General features: G+C 69.4%; 11 protein-coding genes. 2 read left to right on the top strand and 9 right to left on the bottom strand.

Annotated elements, in window-relative coordinates:
• Window positions 1-191 precede the first annotated feature (191 nt).
• Window positions 192-3,263, bottom strand: coding sequence for a DUF5107 domain-containing protein (locus ACWD0F_RS06200; protein WP_449872834.1), 3,072 nt, complete (start codon window positions 3,261-3,263; stop codon window positions 192-194).
• 90 nt (window positions 3,264-3,353) lie between these two features.
• Here ACWD0F_RS06200 and ACWD0F_RS06195 point away from each other — a divergent pair, with 90 nt between their 5' ends.
• Window positions 3,354-4,220: a helix-turn-helix domain-containing protein gene (locus ACWD0F_RS06195; protein ID WP_449872833.1), complete on the top strand. Its 867-nt coding sequence runs from the start codon at window positions 3,354-3,356 to the stop codon at window positions 4,218-4,220.
• Here ACWD0F_RS06195 and ACWD0F_RS06190 read toward each other — a convergent pair.
• The 6 genes from ACWD0F_RS06190 to ACWD0F_RS06165 form a co-directional block, all read right to left on the bottom strand.
• Window positions 4,193-5,164, bottom strand: coding sequence for an aldose epimerase family protein (locus tag ACWD0F_RS06190; RefSeq protein ID WP_449872832.1), 972 nt, complete (start codon window positions 5,162-5,164; stop codon window positions 4,193-4,195). The two genes, ACWD0F_RS06195 and ACWD0F_RS06190, sit on opposite strands and share 28 nt — an antisense overlap.
• Before the next feature lie 86 nt (window positions 5,165-5,250).
• Complete coding sequence (locus tag ACWD0F_RS06185) at window positions 5,251-7,395, bottom strand: alpha-galactosidase (RefSeq protein WP_449872831.1); 2,145 nt, start codon at window positions 7,393-7,395, stop codon at window positions 5,251-5,253.
• A gap of 105 nt (window positions 7,396-7,500) precedes the next feature.
• Window positions 7,501-8,847 (bottom strand): ABC transporter substrate-binding protein, encoded by a 1,347-nt coding sequence (locus tag ACWD0F_RS06180; protein WP_449872830.1) that lies wholly within the window; start codon window positions 8,845-8,847, stop codon window positions 7,501-7,503.
• A 65-nt stretch (window positions 8,848-8,912) separates the two neighbouring features.
• Window positions 8,913-9,797, bottom strand: coding sequence for a carbohydrate ABC transporter permease (locus ACWD0F_RS06175; protein ID WP_449872829.1), 885 nt, complete (start codon window positions 9,795-9,797; stop codon window positions 8,913-8,915).
• The gene (locus ACWD0F_RS06170) at window positions 9,794-10,747 is read right to left on the bottom strand and encodes a carbohydrate ABC transporter permease (protein ID WP_449872828.1); all 954 of its coding nucleotides are present in this window, start codon (window positions 10,745-10,747) and stop codon (window positions 9,794-9,796) included. Before ACWD0F_RS06170 ends, ACWD0F_RS06175 begins: the two co-directional genes overlap by 4 nt.
• A 44-nt stretch (window positions 10,748-10,791) precedes the next feature.
• On the bottom strand, window positions 10,792-13,287 hold the full coding sequence (locus ACWD0F_RS06165; RefSeq protein WP_449872827.1) for a glycoside hydrolase family 97 catalytic domain-containing protein: 2,496 nt from the start codon (window positions 13,285-13,287) through the stop codon (window positions 10,792-10,794).
• A 478-nt stretch (window positions 13,288-13,765) separates the two neighbouring features.
• Here ACWD0F_RS06165 and ACWD0F_RS06160 point away from each other — a divergent pair, with 478 nt between their 5' ends.
• Window positions 13,766-14,191: a hypothetical protein gene (locus ACWD0F_RS06160; protein WP_449872826.1), complete on the top strand. Its 426-nt coding sequence runs from the start codon at window positions 13,766-13,768 to the stop codon at window positions 14,189-14,191.
• A gap of 214 nt (window positions 14,192-14,405) precedes the next feature.
• On the opposite strand, the gene ACWD0F_RS06155 is transcribed toward ACWD0F_RS06160, so the two are convergent.
• Entirely contained in the window at window positions 14,406-20,624 is a 6,219-nt protein-coding gene (locus ACWD0F_RS06155) for an NUDIX domain-containing protein (RefSeq protein WP_449872825.1), read from the bottom strand.
• A 381-nt stretch (window positions 20,625-21,005) separates the two neighbouring features.
• A complete protein-coding gene (locus ACWD0F_RS06150; RefSeq protein WP_449872824.1) occupies window positions 21,006-21,311 on the bottom strand; it encodes a winged helix-turn-helix transcriptional regulator in 306 nt (101 codons plus the stop codon).
• Between the last annotated feature and the right edge of the window lie 35 nt (window positions 21,312-21,346).

Here is a 21,346-nt window from a genome sequence, read left to right as displayed (position 1 = left end):
GGGTCATGGGTTGCCGCAAGGCGTGTACTGGCGAGCACTCGAGCCAAGGATGTGTAACGGGGGGCGGGTCATGCCCGCTCAGGGGCGCTTACACAGGTCACAGCAAGATCGACGCCGTTGTTGGGTCGGACCGCCAAGTGAAGTCGGCCGCCGGCGAGGTGCTGGTCGCTGGAGAGGCAGGAGCGGTCACGTCAGTCCTTCGGCGGGAAGAGGAGCAGATCGGGAAGCGAGGTGGCGAAGTAGTCGATCGTGCCGTCGGCCAGAACAGGCGCCACCGCGGCGTTGGTCTGGATGCGCCGTCGGGCATCGTCGGCCTCCCGCGGCCGGCCGAGGTCGTCGAGCAGCTCGGCGAGGCGGCCGTAGACGCGGGTCGTGTCGGCGAGTTCGTGCCGCGCCTCGCCGAGGTGAGCGGGGACGTCGATGGCCTCCTGAACCGCCGCCAAGGCGCCTGTGAGATCGCCGGCGTCCTGGAACCGGTCGGCAAGGGCGAGGTGGAGGTCCTCCCAGGCGGCGAGGACCCGGCCCTCCCCGCCTTCCCACGGGGCGAAGTCGCGGGTGCGGAGGATCGCGGCCGCTTCATCGAGCCGTCCGGCGTCGATGAGCAGGCCGCAGTACTCGGTCGTGGCATCGTCGCGGTGCAGCACCAGATCGCGATGGTGCTCGAGTCGCTCGAGCCGTTCGAGGGTGCTGGTGCGCGCGCGGGCGCGCAGCTGGTCGCTCTCGTAGACGAGGCGTGCGTCCGGGCGGTTCTCGAGGGCCGTGTCGTACAGGCCGAGTGCGCGGTCCATGTCGCCGTCGACGGTGTAGGTCGCGATCGCGGCGTTGCGCAGCGTCACCGTGCTCACCGGGCCGGTGGCGATCGCCGCCCGCCAGAGTTCGAGGGCCTCCGTGGTGCGCCCGCCGTCGAACAGCAACATCCCGAGGAGAGCCTTGGCCCGTGCGTCGCCGGGGTCGGCGGCGACGGCCGCGGTGAGGGCGTCGTGGTCGTCCAGGCCGGCTGGGAAGCACAGCTCATCGGGGACCTGCCGGGCGAGCGTGCGAGCGGCCGCTGCCTCGTCGACCCGGCCGAGCTCGTTCAGGAGCCGGGCACGGTGATAGTGCGCCATCGGCCGTACCTCACCACCGGGTGTTCGCTCGATGTCGCCGGCGATCGCCAGGACGTCCAGGGCGGTCTGTGCCTCCCCGGCGCGGGCGAGATCGAGCGCGACGTCGACGACGGTCCGTGCGTCCAAACCGTCGAAGGCGCAGGCCCCATGGCGGAGGAACCGGCAGGTGTGGTCGAGCGGTTCGGCGCGCAGGACCGCGTCCAGGACGTGCTCCGCCTCGTCCGCCCGGCCCAGGCCGCGCAGCAGGACGGCCTGCAACGCGTGCCCGCGGCTGTCCTCCGGCGCCGCAGCGAGAGCGGCCTCGACCCTGCCCAGGGCCTGTGTGCGATCGCCGGCGCGGGCGGCGATGCGCGCGAGCTCAAGGGATGCGGGAGCGAGCCGGTGCACGTCCCATGCGGCCTTCGCGAACGCATCGAACGCCTCCTCGAGCCGGCCGGTGCGCGTGAGCGTGAGCCCGAGCAGGTAGGAGGTCTCGCCGTCGCGAGGGTTGGCGTTGTGCACCGTGAGCCGGTCCAGGGCCCGCCGCAGGTGCTCCTCGGCATCGGCGTACAGTCCACGCCGGTACCGGTCGGTGCCGAGCGCGAGATTGCAGCGCGCGTCACCGGGGTCGCGTCGCAGTCCCTCTTCCCAGTACGGGATCGGTGAGCGGGTCGGATGACGGTACTGGGTCAGGTGGACACCGGTGAGATAGAGCTCGTCGACGCTTCTGATCTCGCCGGGCTGGAGCGGTGCGACCGCGACGGCCGGCTCGGCGGCGTCGGCAGGGACGCGCGGGGTCCAGCCGATGATGATCGTGTCGTCGTGCTCGAGGACGACGCGCACCTCGGACGCGGCGACGTCGTCGGTGAGCAGGGTCGACCAGGTCCACGGCTCGCCGGGCGCGAGGTCGACGCGCTCCTCATAGAGCTCGACGTCACGGACGGTGATCCGGATGCGCGACGCGGGTCGTTCGCGCGTGACGGCGATGCCGGCGCTGAGCCGGTGGTCGCCCACGTCGAGGTGGACGGCCGCCTCCTCGTTGGCCTGGTGCACCACGCCGATGCCCTGGTAGGGGTACCAGGTCTGGTGGAAGGCCTTGGTCTCACCGGGTTCCAGCCAGGCGAAGTCGGGCTGGTTGTCGGTGTAGACCCCGGCCATGAGCTCGACGTACGGGCCGTCGGAGTCGGTGAGCAGGCGGTCCCAGGCGTGCCCGAAGGGCGCGTCGCCCCACGTCCACTGCTTCTTGCCCGGGGCGATGTGCCGGTCGGCGACGTGCACGAATCCGGCGCCGGCGGCATGGTCGTAGCCGCCGAAGAAGTCATCCCGGGTGCCGGTGACCATGTAGGAGGTCGGCACGGGGATGTTGCGGTAGAAGTCGATCCGGTCACCGCCCGACGCATGCCGGCGCGGGTAGTCGAACCCGTAGTAGGGGCGGTCGGCCTCGGGGAACGCCGTGATGGCACGCCGCGCGTGATCGGCGACGTACGAGACATCGGTCGGGAAGAACGACTGGTAGTCGTCGTGCACGCGGGCGGCGACGTTCGCCCACCACAGGAATGTCTGGACCTCGCTGGTGCGGTTGTGCAGGCGGACGACGAGCGTGACGACGGCGCGGTCCGGGTGCAGGCGCACCCCGTGGGTGCCGCGCATCCGGGCGAAAGGATCATGGTCCGAGCACCACACCGTTACGCTGCCGTCGTCGTGCTCCTCGATCTCGGTGCACACCGGCAGGAACGTCGCGGGGCGGTGGTGCTGCGGCCAGTTGAACTCGACACCACCGGAGACCCACGGCCCGGCCAGACCGACCAGGGCGGGCTTGATAATGTTGTTGCGGTAGAAGAAGTCGTAGCCGGCGGTCTTGTCGTATCCGATGTGGATGCGGCCGCCCAGCTCGGGCAGCACCATGAGGCGGATCCACCGGTTCTCCAAGTGGATCGCCTGCCATGCGCGCGGGGACGCCTCGTGGTCGACGCGGTCGATGAACGGGATCGGGTAGACCCGCCCGCTCGAGCCCTGATAGACCCGCCGGTCCACGAACATCGGATACGGGTCCGGGTCACCGACGGCGTAGGTGCGGATGGTCACCGGTTCCGACCACGCCACGGCGTCCCCGTTCGCCAGCCGGGCGGCGAGAAGTTCAGGGGCGTCGGGAAGCGTGAGCGAGACATCATCGTGCATGTCTCCAGCCAACCTCCCGCGCCGGGTGCGCACCATGGCCCGGTCAACGCATTACCTGGACGATTCAGCGATGATCGCAAGGATGGATGGATGCCTGTCGAGGAAGGGTTCCGGGGGCAGCGGCTCGTCGTGGTGCCGCGCCCGGTGGTCGCGCACGCGCTGCGGCGTCCGGTCACCCGGCGACTCGTCGTCACGGACGCCGGATACTATCCGCACGCGTCGGACCACAGGATGCGCCGCAAGCGCGGCACCGCCGAGTACATCGTGATCGTCTGTGCCGGCGGTGCCGGCTGGGTGCGGCTCGGGCAGGACATGCACCGTGTCGAAGCCCGCGAGGCGCTGGTGATCCCGGCGGCCGTCCCGCACGAATACGGTGCGGACGACGGCCAACCCTGGACGATCTGGTGGGCGCATCTGGGCGGGACGGATGCCCCGGAACTGATCGAGAGCATCGGGGTGACCGAGAGCAGGCCGGTGGTGGCCGTCCGTGCGGTCGAGCGCGTCGTCGCCCTCCTCGACGAGATCGTGACGGCGTTGGAACGGGCGCCGTCGCCGGCGAAGATGCTCGCCGCGGCCGGCGCGGCATGGAAGCTGCTCACCCAGATCGCCGTGGATCAGCTGCTGCCCAGACCGGGCGACCCGCTGCAGCGCGCGATGGCCTACCTGGAGGATCGCCTGGACGGCTCGATCAAGGTCCCCGAGCTGGCCGCCCTCGTCGGCGTGTCGCCGTCGCATCTGACAGCGATGTTCCGCCGGGCCACCGGAGGGGGCGTGCTCGCCCACCACACCGCGCTGCGCATGGCGCGGGCACGGCAGCTGCTCGACACGACGGATGCCACCATCACCGAGATCGGGCGCGAGATCGGCTACACGGACCCGTTCTACTTCTCGCGTCAGTTCCGCCGCCACCACGGGACGAGCCCGACCGACTATCGGGCCCGCGATTCCGCCGGTTGACGGCCGGCCGGGGCCTCGGCATCGGCTTCCGGGATCGCCTGGGACAGGCGGATGCCCCACCCGGTCGTCCACTGCGTGCCGGCCTCGACCCAGTGCAGCCCGACGCCGCTGCGCAGCGCGTTGGGCGGCGCGGTCATCGGCTCGATGGCGATCGCCTCACGCGGGCCGTCGTCGGATGCCAGGTCGCCGGCGATCCACACCTGCGTGAAGCGGTAGGCGCCGTCCGCCGTGAGGGTCACGCGGCGGCCGTCCGGCGAGGTCAGCGCATGCGAGATCGTCGTCCCGGGCGAGCTGCTCTCGTAGGTCGCGTGGCGCGGGCTCTCGGAGACGAGCACGTCCGCCACCGTACGCGGCACGCGTCCGACCGGCACATGCCGCTCGTCGAGCGGCCAGACATGGTCCGCGTGGAGACGCATGCGCAGCCGCGCGGTGGGCACGTCGCCGACGCGCAGGTACGGGTGCGCCCCGAGAGCGACAGGCGCGCGAGCGGCACCGAGGTTGCGCACGGTGATCGTCGTCGCGATGCCGTCATCGCGCAGCCGGTAGGAGACCGACACGTCAAGCTCGAACGGGTACCCTTCCGCCGCCGAGATCGTGGTGCCGAGCGTGACCGCATCCTGGCGCTGTTCACGAACACAGAAGTCCGTGGCCGCGAGGAGGCCGTGGTTGGCGTGGCCGAGCTCTGGTTCGGTGACGACCAGACGCTGCTCGTGGCCGTCGAGCCACCAGGATGCCCCCTCGACGCGGTTCGGCCAGGGCGCGAGGATCGCGCCTGCCATGCCGGGCGCGTCTGTCACGGTGATCGTGGGCTCAACCAGGTCGATGGCATCGACCCGCAACATCCGCACGGCCGCGGCGCGTCGGGAGACCGCCGCCGTGACGGTGTGTTCTCCGATCCGCAGTGACAACCGGACGAACGCCGTCGCGTCGTCGGGCGGTGTCATGGGGTGGCGCCGGTCGCGGTGACCTTCAGCCTCGGGCGGAGTCATGGGGTGGCGCCGGTCGCGGTGACCTTCAGCCTCGGGCGGAGTCATGGGGTGACGTCGGTCGCGGTGACCTTCAGCAGCACCGAGCGGTCGACGTCGAGCGACGGAGCCTCAAGGCCGTGCTCGGCGAGCACCGCGCCGGGCAGGACGACACCGCCCTGGTCGAGCCACGGCGGTCGCTGTCCGGCCGGCACCGCGTCGGTGACGGCGAGCTCCTCGACACGGTAGCGGCGGGCGGGGTCGAGCCCGGGCAGGCGCAGGCGGGCCGGCGGCCAGGATGCGGGACGGTGCAGGACGGCGAACTGGTACACGGCCGTCGCGCGGTCCCGCGAGACCACTCCGTCGAGCCGGGTCTCGGGCGGGGTGTCGGCGTGGACGACGGTGCCCGTGTGCAGCAGCGGGCGCAGCTCCCGATGGGTGCGAACCCAGCTCTGGACCGCCACGAACGCGTCGTCGTCGAGCGCGGTGAGGTCGAGCTCGACCCCGAGGTGGCCCCACAACACGGTCGCTGCGCGGAACGCGAGCGGGGCGACGCGGTGCGTGGTGTGGGACTCCCCGGCGCCGATGTGGGTCCCCTGCAGCTCGGGAGGCAGGAGCAGGGTCGTCCATCGCTGGATGTCGATGCGCTCGTGCGGGTCGTTGCAGTCCGAGTCCCAGACCCGGTCGGTGTGCTCGATCACGCCGAGGTCGACGCGGCCGCCGCCGGACGCGCAGGACTCGATCTCCAGCCCGGGGTGCGCGGCGCGCAGCTCGTCCATCATGCGGAAGACCTGCCGGGTCTGCCGCCGCACCCCGGGTCGCCCATCCGTGCTGTGACCGGCGTCGGTGAGGAATCGGTTGTGGTCCCACTTGATGTAGGCGATGCCTAGCCGGCGCACCAGCTCGGAGATCCGGTCGCGGACGAGCACGTAGGCGTCCTCGTGGCCGAGGTCGAGGACGTGCTGGTATCGGGAGGGCAGGCCGGGGCCGTGGCCCGCGTCGAAGATCCACTCGGGGTGCTCGCGCGCGAGGTCGGAGTCGAGGTTGATCATCTCCGGCTCGAACCACAGGCCGAAGTCCATACCGAGCTCGCGGACCCGCTCGGCCAGCGGCTCAAGGCCGACCGGCCACACGGCGGGGTCGACGACCCAGTCCCCGAGGGAGGTGGTGTCGTCGCGCCGCCCGAGGAACCAGCCGTCGTCCACGACGAAGCGCTCTGCCCCGAGTGCGGCGCTGCGCTCGGCGAGGGCGAGCAGCCGGTCGAGGTCGTGGTCGAAATAGACCGCCTCCCAGGTGTTCACCAGCACCGGACGCGGCGTGGAGGGGTGCGCGGGCCTGGCGCGGAGGAATCGGTGGAACCGGCCGGACAGGTCGTCCAGCCCGTCGCCCCACGAACCGAACAACCACGGCGTGGTGACCTCGTCGCCGGCCTCCAGGACGAGCTCGTCGGGGAGCAGCAGCTCACCGCCGCGCAACATCCGGGAGCCCGCGGGGGTGCGCTCGGCGGCGAGCGTCTGGTTGCCGCTCCAGCCCAGGTGCGCGCCCCACACGTCGCCGCCGCGGAAGCCGAAGCCGTGCTCCCCGGCGAGCAGGACGGTCGGGGCGTCGAGCCCCGGCTTGCCGCCGCGGCTGTCCCGCTCCCACCGTCCGATCGGGAACGGGTGGCGTTGCGGCACACGCTCGTGCGCCCAGCGTCCGGTCAGGTCGAGCAGCTCGCCGGCCCGGTCGGGCACGGGCAGCGCGAGCTCGAACCGGTCCACCCGGTACGCCGCACCCAGGTTGCGCAGGCGGGCCCGCAGCCGCAGCAGCCCGCTCGGCTCGAGCCGCAGCTCAAGAGTCAGCTCGAGCTCGGACACGGTGTCCGCCGCCTCGACGGTCAGCGACGCGGCGTCATCGGGGTCCTCGTCGTGCACCGCGGTGTCGGTGACGACGAACAGCGGCGCCCAGGCGCGGCCGGCTCGGGAGCCGGCGATGCCGGGGACGCCGAGCCATCCCTCCGCCAACTGCGGGAGGATCGGCACAGGCTGCGGGTAGGTCACCGGGCTGTCGCCGATGGTGGGGCGCGTGGACAGCTCCAGCGCGCCCAGCTCCTCGGGTGAGAGCTCTCCGAGGTCGCGTCCCCAGTGCAGGATGCGGGGCAGGCGGTCGTCGGTCAGGGAGACGACGACGCTGGTGCCGTCGCGTCGCAGCTGAACGATGGGTGAGGTCACGGTGATCCTTTCGGGCCGCTGCCGGCGAACGCCAGGACCAGCGGGATCGGCGTCGGGCCGAGGGTCTGCCGGCCTGCACATCCCTCGGCCCGACGCCCGGTCGTACTACTCGCTGACGGGAATGCCGGCAGCCTTCAGCGCCTGCACGGTCTTCTGCTGGCCGGTCTGCAAGCCTTGCAGGAGCGTTCCATTGCCCGCGATGGCGCCGGCGAATCCGTCGGACACGTCGCCGAAGGTCTGCGTCATGGTCGGTCCCCAGGTGAACGGCGCGCTCTTCTGGCCCGCGTCCAGGAAGGTCTGGTAGATCGCCTGGTTGCCGAAGAATGGCACGCCCTCGGACAGCGCAGGGACCTTGTCGCCCGCCGTGGAGTCGGCGGGGAAGCTGCCCAGCTTGACCAGCGCACTCAGCGCCTCGGGGCTCGTGTTCAGCCACTGCGCGAACTTGGCCGCTTCGGCTGGATGTTTGCTGTACTCGAACACGGCGGTCGAGGATCCGCCCCAGGCCCCAGTGACATTCGCTCCCGCACTCCACTGCGGCAACGGCGCGACCGCCCAGTCGCCGGCCGTGTCCGGCGCGCCGCCCATGATGCCGTTCGCACCCCACGGCCCCGAGATCCAGGTCCAGACCTTGCCCTTGTTGTAGGCCTGGTTCCACGAGTCCGTGAAGCCGGGAATCGTCGACACGTACTTCTTCGAAAGGAGGTCCTGCCAGTACGCCATCACCTTCGTCGACTCAGGCCCGGTCAGGTCGACCGTCCATTTGCCGTCGCTGGTGCCGAACCATTGGCCGCCCGCTTGCGCGACGTAACCCGCGATCGGCGGGATTTCGCCGGAGCTCACCGAGAAGTTCGTGATGCTGTCGCCCAGTGCAGCGATCTTGGCGGCAGCGTCGGCGTACTGTTCCCAGGTCGTCGGAACGGGAATTCCCGCCTTCTTGAACAGATCCTTGCGGTAGTACAGTCCCATCGGGCCGGTGTCGTGCGGAATCGCGTACACCGACTTGCTCTCCCCCAAAGCGACCTGCTCCCACAGCGCGCCGGAGAAGTCGGCTTTGGCTGCTGAAACGCCGGAACAGCCGGCGATGTCGCGCAGCCCACCCTGAACCCGGAATGAAGGAAGCGCGTAGTACTCGATCTGGCCGAGGTCAGGAGTGTTCTTGGCCTGGATCGCGTTCGAGAAGTTCTGGTAGGTGCCGTTGGCACCACCCGGGACGCTTTCCACCTTCACCTGGATGTTGGGGTTCTTCGCGTTCCACAGTTTGACCACATCGGCGATGCCTGGAATCCATGTTGCGAAGCTGAGGGTGACCTTGCCGTTCGATGGCTGGCACGCGGATGCCTCCGACGGGGACGTCGCGTTCGTGTCGCCACCGCCCGTCGACGAGCAGCCGGTCAGAGCGATGGCCAAGGACACAGTGGCCGCCGCCGCGAACCGTGAGCGTTTGACTGGCATTTCATATTCCTTCTGGTGAGGGGTGCCACGCGGAGTGTCCCCCGCCGCGACGACGACTTGGTCGTCTACTTGATTCCTCCGGCGCTGAGTCCATTTCTCCAGTACCGCTGGAGAATGAGGAAACCAATGAGCAGTGGGACGATCGACACAAGCGACCCGACGATGACGAGCGTGCGCATCTCGGGGAACTGGCTCACTTGGGAGTTCCACGTGAAGAGCCCGAGTGTGACCGGGTACAGGTCACTGTTGCGAAGCATGATCAGTGGCAGGAAGAAGTTGTTCCAGATCCCCACGAACTGGAAGAGAAAGACCGTCACCACCGCCGGTGACATCAGCCGGATGGACACCGAGAAGAATGTTCGCAGTTCTCCGGCTCCGTCGATGCGCGCGGCCTCGATGATCTCGTCAGGAACGGCGGACGCGGCGAAGATTCTGCCCAGATACACCCCGAATGGACTCACGATGCTGGGCAGGAACACCGCCCAGAACGTATTGGTCAGGTTGACCTGGGTGAACATGAGGAACAGCGGAAGCGCGAGCGCCGTGGCGGGCACCAGAACGCCGCCGATCACGATGTTGAAGATGACCTCACGGCCGGGGAACTGATACTTGGCCAGTGCGTAGCCGCACATCACGGCGAGCAGCGTGCCGATTCCGCCGGCGACGGTCGCGTACACGATGCTGTTGAGCATCCATCGGGGGAAGAGCGCGTCGGCGTAGGTGAACAGCGTGCCGAGATTGGCGACCAGGTCGCTGAGCGACGTTGGGGAGAACCAGAGCGAGGAGGTGGAGTTGAAGTTGTCGAGTGTCTTCGTCGAGGAGGCCACCAACCACCAGATCGGCACGAAGAAATAGAGGGTGAACACCCCCATGATGGTCATGGCGACCGCTCGCGACGTCACTGTCTCCTGGGATGCCCCGGCGGTTTTCCGGATCGCGGTCTTGCTCATGCGGAGAGGGCCTTCCGTCGGGTGAACCTAAGGAAGCCGAAGGACAGCACGAAGGTTGCGAGCGCGAGAACCACCGAGAAAGCGGCGGCGAAATTGAAGTTGGGAACCGACGCGGTCGCATACACCACCAGATTGGGCGTGTAGGTGCTGGTGACCGTCGATGTGAACTGAGTGAACACTTGCGGTTCCGCGAGCAGTTGGAGCGTTCCGATGATCGAGAAGACGACGGTGAGCACCAGGGCGGGCATCACCATCGGAATCTTCACCGACCACGCGATCCGCAACTGACCCGCGCCGTCCAACCTTGCCGCCTCGTAGATCTCGGCCGGGATGGCCAGAAGCGACGAGTAGATGATGAGCATGTTGTAGCCGACGAACACCCAGGTGACGACGTTGACGATGGCCCAGAGTACGAGGTCGCCGGAGAGGAAGTCGACCTTGGAGGTCAGCACGCTGAACGGCGAGACGGTGGGAGAGAAGAGATAACCCCACATGATCGCGGCGATGACTCCCGGCACGGCGTACGGAGCGAAGAAGGCGAGCCGGAAGAATCGCTTGCCGCGCAACAACGGCGAGTCGAGCAGCAGCGCGAACAGCAGCGCCAGCCCGATCATGATCGGAACCTGAACGACGCCGAACAGCAGGACCCGACCGACCGACTCCCAGAAAGTGGCGTCCTGGAACACCTGGACGTATTGGCTGAGCCCGCCGAATACCTGCGTGGCCGGACCGTATGTTCCGGTGCGCTGAACGACGTACAACGATTTCCAGGTCGCGTAGAGGATCGGCGCTGCGAAAAAGACGAGGAACAAGATACCGAAGGGGGCGATGAAGATGGCGATGGTCCGGCGGTTGACGACACCACGTGTGTTCTTCACTCGGCTGGGAGGGAACGCGACCCTGTCGGCCGCCGCCGCCCCATCGGCCGTCGGTGCGGACCGCAGGCTCATTGGTGTATCCCAATCATGGATTTCTCTTTGCTGACTTGCGAGGTTCAGGCGCCGAAGGCGATGTGCGGGTCGATCCAGTCCACATGACCAGGCGCGCTGGAGCCGGGATCGGGTTCGGTCCGCAGCTCGATCACCGCAGCGGCGCCGAGATCGACGACCACCGTGCGCGGCGCGTCACCGGCATGGACGATGAACTGCTCGACGATGACGTCGTCGAGCGCGATGAGAGCACGTGCCGATCCGCCGGCCGTCTCGTCGTCGATTCCGACCGTGGTGGTCAGGGTGCCGCCCTGCCCGCCGATGAAGAACTTGATCGACGAGTCGTCGCTGACACCGAGTCCGTTCGTGTGGTGGCTTCCCGCGACGGACATCACCTGGCTGTCATTCGGTCCGCCGCCGCCGTTGGATCGATTCCGCCCGACCGGGCCCAACGCGTTGTGGGCACTGAGGAAAGGCAGTTCCGCCAACGGATGACGACCCGCGCCCAGGGGGACGAACAGCCTGGCGTGCCCGATCACCGGCACCTCCAGCCCAGCCGTGCGAGCAGCGGTGACGATGCCCATGGCGCCGGGGGCCGCGTTCTTCATCGGTCGTGCGCGCCAGAGCCCCTCGTCAAGCCGTTCGAGGCTCCATCCAGGCGTGGGGAGCAGGTCGGCACCGGCCTCGGTGGACAACAAAGCTCCGTCCGCATGAGTCGCCAGCGCGTGACTTGGCTCGATCACAACCGCAGGCTGGAGGGGGCGAGGCTGGGCCGGCGTGACGGCTTCCGCTCGCGGTGCCAGCACCGCGACGAAACCACCGTTCGTGTCCATCGGGACCTCGATCGCACCGTCCGAAGCGTCGAAGAGCTGTTCGCCGAGGCCGCCCCCCGGCGCGTCATTGACCAGCCAGCCGGAGTAATCGTCCAGGAGTACGCTGGGATCCAGCGTGATCGTTCGAGGACCGCCGGTCCCGATGGCCGCGACATACCAGGTGTCGTTGTATCGGCGGGCGATGACCACATAGCGGTCAGGGTGTCCGTCGAGCAGTCGTTCCTCATGCCAGTACGGCGGAAGCGTCGCCATGAAGCGAGCGGCCAGCGGTCGCGCTCGGTACTCATCGAGGGCATCCGCGAAGTGGGTGATTCCCGACTCGAATGCGACGGACAGGGCCAGCTCATGTGCGTCGGAGGTCTCTCTTCCCGGTGCGGAGAAGGTGACCGGGGTGAAGTCCATCGGTCCGACGACATTTCGAGTGAAGGGCTGGATGACGTTGTGCGCTGCCGTCAGAGGTTCGCCGTGGTAAATGTAGGCTTCGGCCCCGCGGATGGCTTCATAGGAGATCACGTTGGGATGGGTCCTCGTCCATCCTCGCGGGATGACCGAACCGTGGAAGTTGAGCATGAGGCCGACCCGCTCGGCTTCGGCCATGATGGAGTCGTACCACCGGTACCGATCGCGCGATTCGGATTCCATGCAGTCGGTCTTGACACCGACGACCCCCCACGATCGCCAGTGTTCGAGCTTGCGCTGGTTGACGTGCCCGTTCAGATCGGACCACAAGCTCCAGATGTGCACCTGGATCCCACGGCGGCTCGCGTAGGCGACGAGGTCAGGAATCCACGCGGCTTCCCAGCCGCAGTCGACGAGCACATACTCCCAGCCCTGATCGGCGGCATAGTCGACGAGCGTCTTCTGGTGCTCGAAGGAGGAGCCGGAGTGATGGCTCGCCCACCAGGACCATGCGGCACGGCCCGGCCGGGCCACCACGGGAATGTCCGGATTAGCGGCAGGGGCGAGATCGTCGACGAGATTCGACGCGACGATCTCACCGAGCGACCCCGCGATGATGACGCGCCACGGCGTCCGATGCCCGGGCGCCACGGCCAGGGGCACGTCGGCAGCGGCGACTCGGAGGGCACCGGCGGCAGCATGAGAGTCACGCACGAGGTGCGCTCCCGAGGAGCACCCGTCGATGTCAGACTCACTCAACAGGATCCATGCCCCGTTTCCCTGGTCGACCAGGGTCGGGAAACCATACTCTCCGGGTGCGATGTCGGCCGTGTCCACGCCGAACCGCACGGTTTCGTACCAGGTGTGGTAATCGAGGGTCCAGACGCGGCCTGCGGGTGACAATTCGAACGTCGTCAGTTCGTTGCCGAGCTCAACCTCGACGACACCTTCCGGCATTAGTTGGTACCGGAACGCGAATCCATCGGCGGCGGCACGGACGATCAAAAACCATTGGCGGCCTGATGGTGTGCGAAGGGCCAGGGTCGCCTCTTCGTGGCGCACGGTATGGGTGCCGGTCGACTTGCCGACATAGGCGGTGTAGTCCTCGACGATGGCTGTACGGCTGTCGCTCACAAGGACGCTGCCCGGGCCGAGCAATTCACCGCCCCACTCAATGCCGAGCTTCGCGATCAGATACGGGGTGCTTCCGATCACGGCTTCCAGGCGAAGATCTACCCCGTCAGAGGACACTGTGGCGGTCGCACCGGAGTCGTGTTTGACGCTGACGGCGAAGGCAGTGGCGCGCTCTCGTTGCTGGTCGGTTGTCATCGGCACTGTTCCTTCGCATGGGTTGTGCGCTGTCGGCAGAGTGTAGGCGGCATTACCTCATGAAGATGGTTGGGCGGTAGTGCTGCGGCCGGTTGGACTCCACGCCGCCGCTATTCCACGGCCCAAGAAGGCCGACGAGTGCTGGCTTCGCGATGTCGTTCTTGTAGAGAAGTCGTAGTCGCGGGGATCGGAAGGAGGTCCACACCGAACTCCGGGTTGAGCATGCGTCAATATTGGGGCCGCCCTCACCGACCGGGGAATGGGCGAACCAACGACGTCCCTGGACGAAACAGCGATTCCGAAACGTGAGCGACTCGTGGCCAAGCGTGATATCGAGCGAGCCGCCCGCACCCGGCGAGGCCGTTTCGGCGCTTCCCCAATGCGCCATAAATCCCCCCTATATGATCATGCAACCCCTCGCATCCGCGAGGCTCACGGGTCTCGTGGGGCGGTAATGATCGACAGAAGGAACGAACCCATGAGAGCTCGGAGCAAGATCGCAACTCTGGCGAGTGTGGCGCTGGCCTCCACCTGGCTGGTGGCCACTGCCACTTCGGCCAGTGCGGCCACTGCGGCCAGTCCCTGCGGCAGCGGCTACAGCCACGTGGGCAGCTACGCCATCCCCGCCAGCGGCGCCAGGACGGGCACCCTGCAGGTCTACTACAGCTCCAGCGCGCGCAAGAACTGTGCCCTCACCTACGGCTACGGTTCCTACGCCAACAAGGTGAACCGCAAGGCGGTCGCGATCGGCCTCACCGGAGTGTCGGGCTGGGCCGGCGCCGATAACGATCTGTACGCGTCCTACGCGGGTCCGGCGTACGTGTATGCCCCGGGCAGGTGCATCGACCTTCGGGCGCAGGTCGCGACCAAGGTGCTGCAGCTGAACAAGGTGCACTGCGGCTGAGTGGGCGGGGAGCCGCACGACGCCACGTTCGCCGGTGTGGTGCACCGGGAGATCGGCGTGTCGGCGGGTGAGGCGCCCCGTCCGGTGACCTGACGATGGCCTCTGGCCTGGGATGATGGAGTTCTCATCACCACAGGCTCAGAGGTCGTCGGCATGTCAGTTTCGGATGCTTGGAATCCGGCTGCCGCCGCCGCGACATTACGGATGATCATGGCTATGGGCCGGCGTCATGTTCGTTCGTGTGTTCCTGGAGGGCGTCCGCCCAGCGAGTGACCGCGTACAAGGCGGTGAGTTGCTCCTTGTCGGCGGCTCGCCAGAATATCTCGTCCATCAGCAGCCGGAAGGAGAGGCTGCCCTCCTCGGTGGTGTCGAGCTGGGAGCCGAGGGGGCGCAGGCCGATGTGGGTGCCGAGGGTGTCGTGGCGTCCACCGTTCGGCAGGGCGTCCAGTGTCGCGTTGCGGAAGGATGCCTCGACCAGCGCGAGCGACAGATTCACGCGCGCCTGGATCACGGCGGGGTCGAGTGAGCCGTCCCACATCCGGAACTCGACGTGGTCCGTCGGCTTGCCCTCCACACCGAACGTGTTCAGCGCCGCCGTGCGACCGTGGAGGCCGCGGACCTGGCCGATCGACTCGTAGCCAGTGGACGGCAGCGGGCTGGGCCGGCACCACTCCTGGCCCCGGTGGCTCTCCCTGGCCGGGTTGTGCCCGAGCCGATAGAGGGTGTCGGTGTGATGGCTTACGTGGTTCAGCACGCTGATGTAGTTCGCCACGATGTGGTCGTAGTCATGCGTGCTCACGTGGATGTGCCCGCCGGTGCGGACGCTGGCCGTGCCGCCGTTGGATCGGATGATCTCGCAGGCGAGGCGCAGGTTCTCCCAGGTCTCGGGCTCGTCGTACAAAATGGGAGAGACCAGCTCGCCCACGACGCTCGAGTCCGCTTCGAGCCGCCACAGGCCGCGCCCGCCGTGCTCGCCCGTCTGGTAACCCGCCTCCTTCGTGGCGTGATACTTGTGCACGTCGGGGCCGGCGGTCAGACCGGCTTCGTACAGAGCGCGCGGGATGCCCATCAGGGTGTCGAACCCGGCGCCCTCCGCCACGTCGTACTCGATCTCGAGCCCGAAGCCGCGCCCGCCGTCCCGGGCAGCCAGGGATCCGGTGACGTTCTCGTACAGGTAGGGGAGCACCGCCTCGCCTCTGAGGCCGCGTTCCACCGCCTGATCGTAGGTCCTCCTGAACGACGCGAAGTCCCGCGTGAACGACACCTCCGACAGCTCCGGCCACCGCTGCCACGCCTCGGCGCGGGACTCCAGCGAGGCGAGCCGTTCCTGCCGAGCCACCTGCAGAGGGTCCTGACCGGTGATCGGGGGCAGGTGGGGATGGGCGCGGCGGTCCTCCTTCCGTGCTCGCGCGTGCTCCTGGCTCGCGGTCTCCCGGGCCTCCCGTACGGCCGACGGCGCCAGGTCGTGCAGGCCCGGGGCGTTTCCGCGCGGGTCCGGCCTCCCGTTCACGAGCCGGGGGAGCTTCAGCGCGTCGAGCACCTGCCGCCGGTCCACCGGGCCGAACAGGTCGAAGCCGGTCTGTCCGGCCTCGGCCGCCCGCTGCGCCAGCCGCTCCACCGAATGGCCGAGCCCGGCCTCGTCCGCCAGGCGGCGCAGCGGGTGGAACACCCATAGCTCCGACGCCGGCCCGGAACCCGTGACTTCGGTGAGGCGGGCCAAGGCGCGCGCCTCGGCGTCGCTCGCCCGCGCGACGCCGTGCTCCGTCGCGAGCCTCAACCCGTCCCACAGGTACTGTTCCCGCGCCCGATGGGTGGTCAGCAGATCGAGGAGCTCTCGGTGGCTGCCCGCCCGCGTCGGGTCGGCACCGTGCGTCTGCGCGTCTTCGGCGAGGCGGAGGAGCTGCTCGACCGAACGCCCCTGCCCGACCTCGCCGGCCAGGCGCTCCAGCGGGAGGTAGACCCGCCGTCCCATGCCCGTGTCCGGGTGGGTGACGATGTCGTTCAGGGCTGAGAGCCGCCGGGCGCCCTGCTCGCCGATCTCGGCCAGCAGATATCTATCGGCGACCAGCAGGCCCTTCCACAGCGCCGGGTCGTTCTGCCGGAACCGCTGCATGGCCTGGTGGAAGGCGTCACTTCCGCTCGTCCCTGGCGGCAGGTAGCCGTTGGCGTGCGCTGCGTGCACGAGCGGGAGCATCTGCCGGACGTTGTAGGGGCCGGAGGAGCTGAGCAGCGGCCGGGTGAAGTCGCTGATCTTGTCCTGGCTGGCCGGTGAGCCCATCATCTCCACCAAGAGCCCGGCCGCGCGCGCCTCCGCGGCGGTGGAGAAGGGCAGCAGGGATCGGTGCTGGTGCCCCAGCCAGCGATGGCGATCCTCTCCCATGCTTCTGGCCAGGATGTCGGTCAGCTCGTGGCGGTCGCGTGCGGTCTCGGGTGACCTGCCCTGCCGCTCAGCTGCCTGGTGGAGCTCGACCAGGGCGCCGACCTCCATGCGGTCGCCGAACAACCGCATGGCCAGATCGCCGATGGCCTTTCTCGGGTTCTCCGGGCCGAGGCACATGCTGATCGTGGCCAGGGCCGCCGCGGTCGCGTCGTTCCGGTCGTTGACGGGCAGCTCCTGCATCAGGCGCCGGCCTCGCTCCACGAGTCCCCGGTTCGGTGGACCGCCGTCGTCGTGGTTGAGCAGCTGTTTGATCCGGTTCGGTGGAGCGTCGTCCTTGCCGGGCACGCCGTGGTCGCGCCCGGCGCCGTCGCCGGGCGTCCAGCGGTGGACGATGGCCGCGGCCTCGGCGAAGTTACGCGGCCTGGGGTCCGCTATCGGGGAGAACCCGTCGGAGAGCGCGCTGTTCCAGGGATGTGGCACCGGAGGCTGCGGCACGTGGTGCGCCGCGCCTGCGGGCCTCGCCGGTCCGGCGGCGGCGAGACCCGGTCCGTCGGCCGCGAGGGCCGAGCCGCCGGCCGGACGGGTCGAGCCGGTGCCGTCGTCGGCCAGGACGCGGTCGAGTCGCTCGTGGACCTCGGGCCAGGAAGCGGCGAAGTCGGGGTGCAGGGCGAGCTGCCGCACCTCCGGCAGCGGTATCCAGGCGACGTCGATGGACTCCGGAGAGGCGGGCCACACATCAGCGAAGGAGGGCATCTCACCGATGACGGTGTCGAACGCCCAGCCGCCGTGATCGTCGTGGTGGGTCGCGCGTACCCTCACCTGGCTCAGGTCCAGCCTCATCTCCTCGCCCGCTTCGCGGAACGCGGTCTCGACGGGCTGCTCACCGTGGTGGCGGGCGCCCGCGACCGGTCCCCAGAGCCCTCCGTGGTGGGTGTCCGGGGAACGCAGCTGCATGAGGACGCGGACCTCGCCGCCGGGACCTCGGTGGAAGGGCAGCAGGCCCGCCGCTCCTTCGGTTCCCCAGTGCCGGTGCCCTTGGTCGCACTGGGTCCAGTCCTCGCCGGACGTCCTGATCCGCCAGCCCCGGGGGAGGTCGGCATACGACGGATCGGGTTCGCCGACGTGCGGCGGCCGCAGCACGGTGACCTCGCCGGGCCCGGCGAGCAGGACGAACTCGTGGAGAGGGAGCTGGCCGATGCCCGTCCACGGGGTGGCCAGGACACGGGAGGCGGGGAACACCCCTGCCATGACCGCCCCGTCCGCCACGCCGGTGTACCGCTTGGCGACTCCGGGGAGGGCGCTCCAGGCCTGCAGCGGCAGTCCCGGCGGCGCCGCCACCACGTCGCCGGTGGCGGCGGCGGCCAGGCTCGGCATCTCATGCCCCCACTCGAAGCCCACGCCACGGTAGAGCGTCAGCTCCTCGATGCCGTGGCGGGCCAGCTCGCGCTGGGTCGCCGCGTACTGCTGGCGCAGGAAGTCGCGGAGCACTTCCCCGCTGCTGCCGTAGTCCCTCCTGGCGGTGGCGCCGCGGCTGGGCCCGCCGAAGGTCCCCAGGTCCACGACGCCCTTCAGCCCGAACTCGTCGACCGCGGCCATGTTCATGGCCAGCCGCGGCGGCAGCAGCTCGCCCGCGCCGAAGCCCCACATCCTGAACAGGCGCTGGACGCCCAGCCGCCTGGCCATCTGCAGTGCTCCGGGCGAATCGAACGGCATCTGGAGGAGGACGTGGCGTGGGCCGGTGATCTCGTTGCCCTCGCTGAAGGACGGGAGGGTGCTCTGCTCGATCGCCCGCCAGGAGCGGATGGTCCTGTCCATCGCGTGGTACTCGACGTGGACCAGGAGGTGGCCGGGGTCGCCGAGCGCATCCCGTAGCTGGTGCTCGCCGCCTGCGCCGAGGATGTCCTTCGTGGCGGAGCTCATCGTGTCCATCAGCCGCTCCACGGCCGCCTTGTCGGAGGCATCCCAGGCGTGGACGCTGATCGGGTCGTACGCGCCGTCCCGGCTGAGCAGGTTCGCCACTCGCTCAGGGGGCGACTCGAGCATGCGTAGGTCGGCGGGCAGGGCCCTGGACCGGGCGTCCGGTGTGGTCGGGCTCTCCGGGAGGTGTTGTTGCTCCGCCCGCGAAACGGCCGGCGGGTGCTCGCCCTGCGCGGGGGGATGGGCCCCAGCCGTTGAGGACGGGGGGCGGGCCGGCAGAGCTGGGTCGTTGCGTGGCAGGTCGTTGCGTGGCAGGTCGTTGCGTGGCAGGGCACCGGGGAGCACCGCGTCGGCGGAGCGATCCCCGTGGCCTGTGCGGGCGGTGATCACAGGCGTGCCGGGGGGTGCCGGCGGTTCTGTGCGGTCCTGGGACGTTCTGGTGAGCGTGGAGGTCTGCTGGTCCGTCAGGGGTGGGGTGTCCTGGTTCGCCTGCTGGTGTGGCGCTGGGCGGGGAGCCGCGTCCGGGGCGCCCCCCGCCGGGTCCCGCCCGGTTCTGTCCTGTTCGCCGGCCTCTGTGATGTGCGGGATCGTGTTGGCGGCCGGAACGGTGGCCGGGAGCATCGAGCTACGGGGAAGGGCGCCCGGAGCCGTGGCGTCGGTCCGCATCGTGGCGGTTCCGCTCGCCGGGGTCCGCTCGGCAGGGGCGACGTTGTGCGGCGGGGTCCGCTCGGCAGGGATGGCGGGGCTGGACGCAGGCCGTTCGGCGGGGATGGCGGGGCTGGACGGGGGGCGTTCGGCGGGAGGATGGGGCGCCTGGCGGGCAGAGGCTCCGTCGTGCCTGGCTGATCCGTCCGCGGTAGCGGGCAGCAGCGTGTCACGGCGCCGGACGACCTCACCTGCGATCGTCTCGCCACGGGGCGGCGGAAGCGTACCGCCGTCCGCTTCGGACGGCCGCGGCCGATCAGGCACGGTGTCGCTGCCACCGTGACGCTCGGGCGGCGCGTGCTGCGCGAGGGTGGCGAGGTCATGCCGTTCGGCGGACGGGCCGTCATGCCGTCCCCCCGCAGGGTTGTCGGGGCTCGCGGGCGGCTGATGCTGCCGGGCCACGGGAAGACCCGCCCCCGGCGGGGGATCGCCCGTGGCGAAGGGAGCGCCGGCCCCGGCCGGACGGCCGCCGAGGTCGGCGACGGCCAGCATGGGGATGTAGCTCACCCGGGCCGCGGCCGGGATGTCGAGGCCGCCCGTGACACCCGAGACGAAGGTGTAGGCGAGGTGTGAGGCATCGAGTTGCCCGCTGAGCGCGAGCCCCGGTGTCGCGCCGGCGGTGGCGGCCACCCCGCCCAGCAGCGCCTGGCCGTACATGCTCTGCCCGAGCGCCACGATCCTGTCGCGTATGGCCAGCTCGGCTTTGGAGGCGACGTACACCATCGGCCGGCTCAGCAGGCGTGACAGTCCCGCGTTCGCGCCCGCGAACAGCACGCCGGTCAGGGCGCCGCTGCCTGCCGACATGGCCAGCGACGCGACATCGAAGTCCCCCGCCTCGCGATCACCCCAGATCTGTTGCGCCCGCTGCACACCGAAGTCCAGGCCGCCCATGATGCCGCCGAATCTCAGCATGTTGAGCAGGACGAGCTTCTTGAGCGTCTGGACGTTCACCTGGGTCATCAGCGTGTGGTGGTGGATCAGCCTGAGAACGGCGGGGCCGTTCACGTAGATCCACACCAGCAGCCGGACGATCATCGCACCGAGCAGCGCCAGCGACGCGTAGATCATCCACTCGGTGTGCTGCATCCGGACGCCGTGATCCCGTAAGGATCGCGCCTCGTCGCGCAGCACCTGCTCCAGCAGGTCGAGCAGCGCCTCCGGGGAGCCGGTCGCGTCCTCCCGCCCGCTGAGAGCGGCGAACACCCCCTCGAACGTCTTCTTCGCGGCTCCCTGCCAGGCCCCGTCGCGCAGCAGCCGCATGACCGCACCGGCGTCGTCCGTCCTGATCTCGGCCAGGAGATCGGCCAGCTCCTCCATCACCTGCGCTTCGGCGATGAGCCCGCCGTCGTCGGCCTCGGGCAGCGCCCCGCCCGTCAGTGCCGGCGCCACCGGCTTGACCACGTCGGGCACCAGGCTGAGATCGAGTCCCATCAAGGCGGTGTCGTCTTCCTCGATCGAACATCGTCGACCGGCCGTGCCCGCCATCGTCCCGGGTTGTGGGAGGAAGGACGCGAAGTTCGCCCTCTCTCCGGGGGCGTGGCCCTCTCCTGCATCTGCCTGAGCCGCTCGGTCCGCTGGTCGACCTCCCGAACGAGCTGCTCCAGCAGCCGCCAGTGCTCGCTCGATGCCATCGGCGTACCCACATCAGCAACACTAGCCTCAAAGATCTCCTGAGCTGCTGGCAGCCGAGCTTGGCCGGGAGGAGACCCAGCTCCAGCCGCTGCGCCATGGCCCGGCCGGTTGCTCGGTGGTTGCTCGTCGGCCATCGGCGCCCGTGCGGCCAGAGACGGCCCGAACCGTGGGGCAGTGGCTTCAGTCCGCGCGGTCGTAGGCTTCCTGCGCCGCTGACACGTCGCCGAGGTGCGCGATCGACCATTCCTCCAGCGCGCGCAGCGGCTCGCGCAGGGTGCGGCCCGCCTCGGTGAGCGTGTACTCGACACGGACCGGAACTTCGGGGTGGACGGTACGGCGCACGAGCCCGTCCCGTTCGAGCCCGCGAAGAGTCTGGGTGAGCATCTTCTGCGAGACGCCCTCAACGCGCCGGCGCAACTCCGAGAAGCGGGCGGTGCCGTCCCGCAGGGCGCCGCCCTGAGCTCTAGGGATTCCTGACCATGGCATCTCCTCGGCGTGGGGATTGCGATCAAGGTCCAGTC

It is taken from the genome of Nonomuraea sp. NPDC002799 (assembly GCF_053592075.1).
This window is presented reverse-complemented; position numbering and strand designations above follow the sequence as displayed.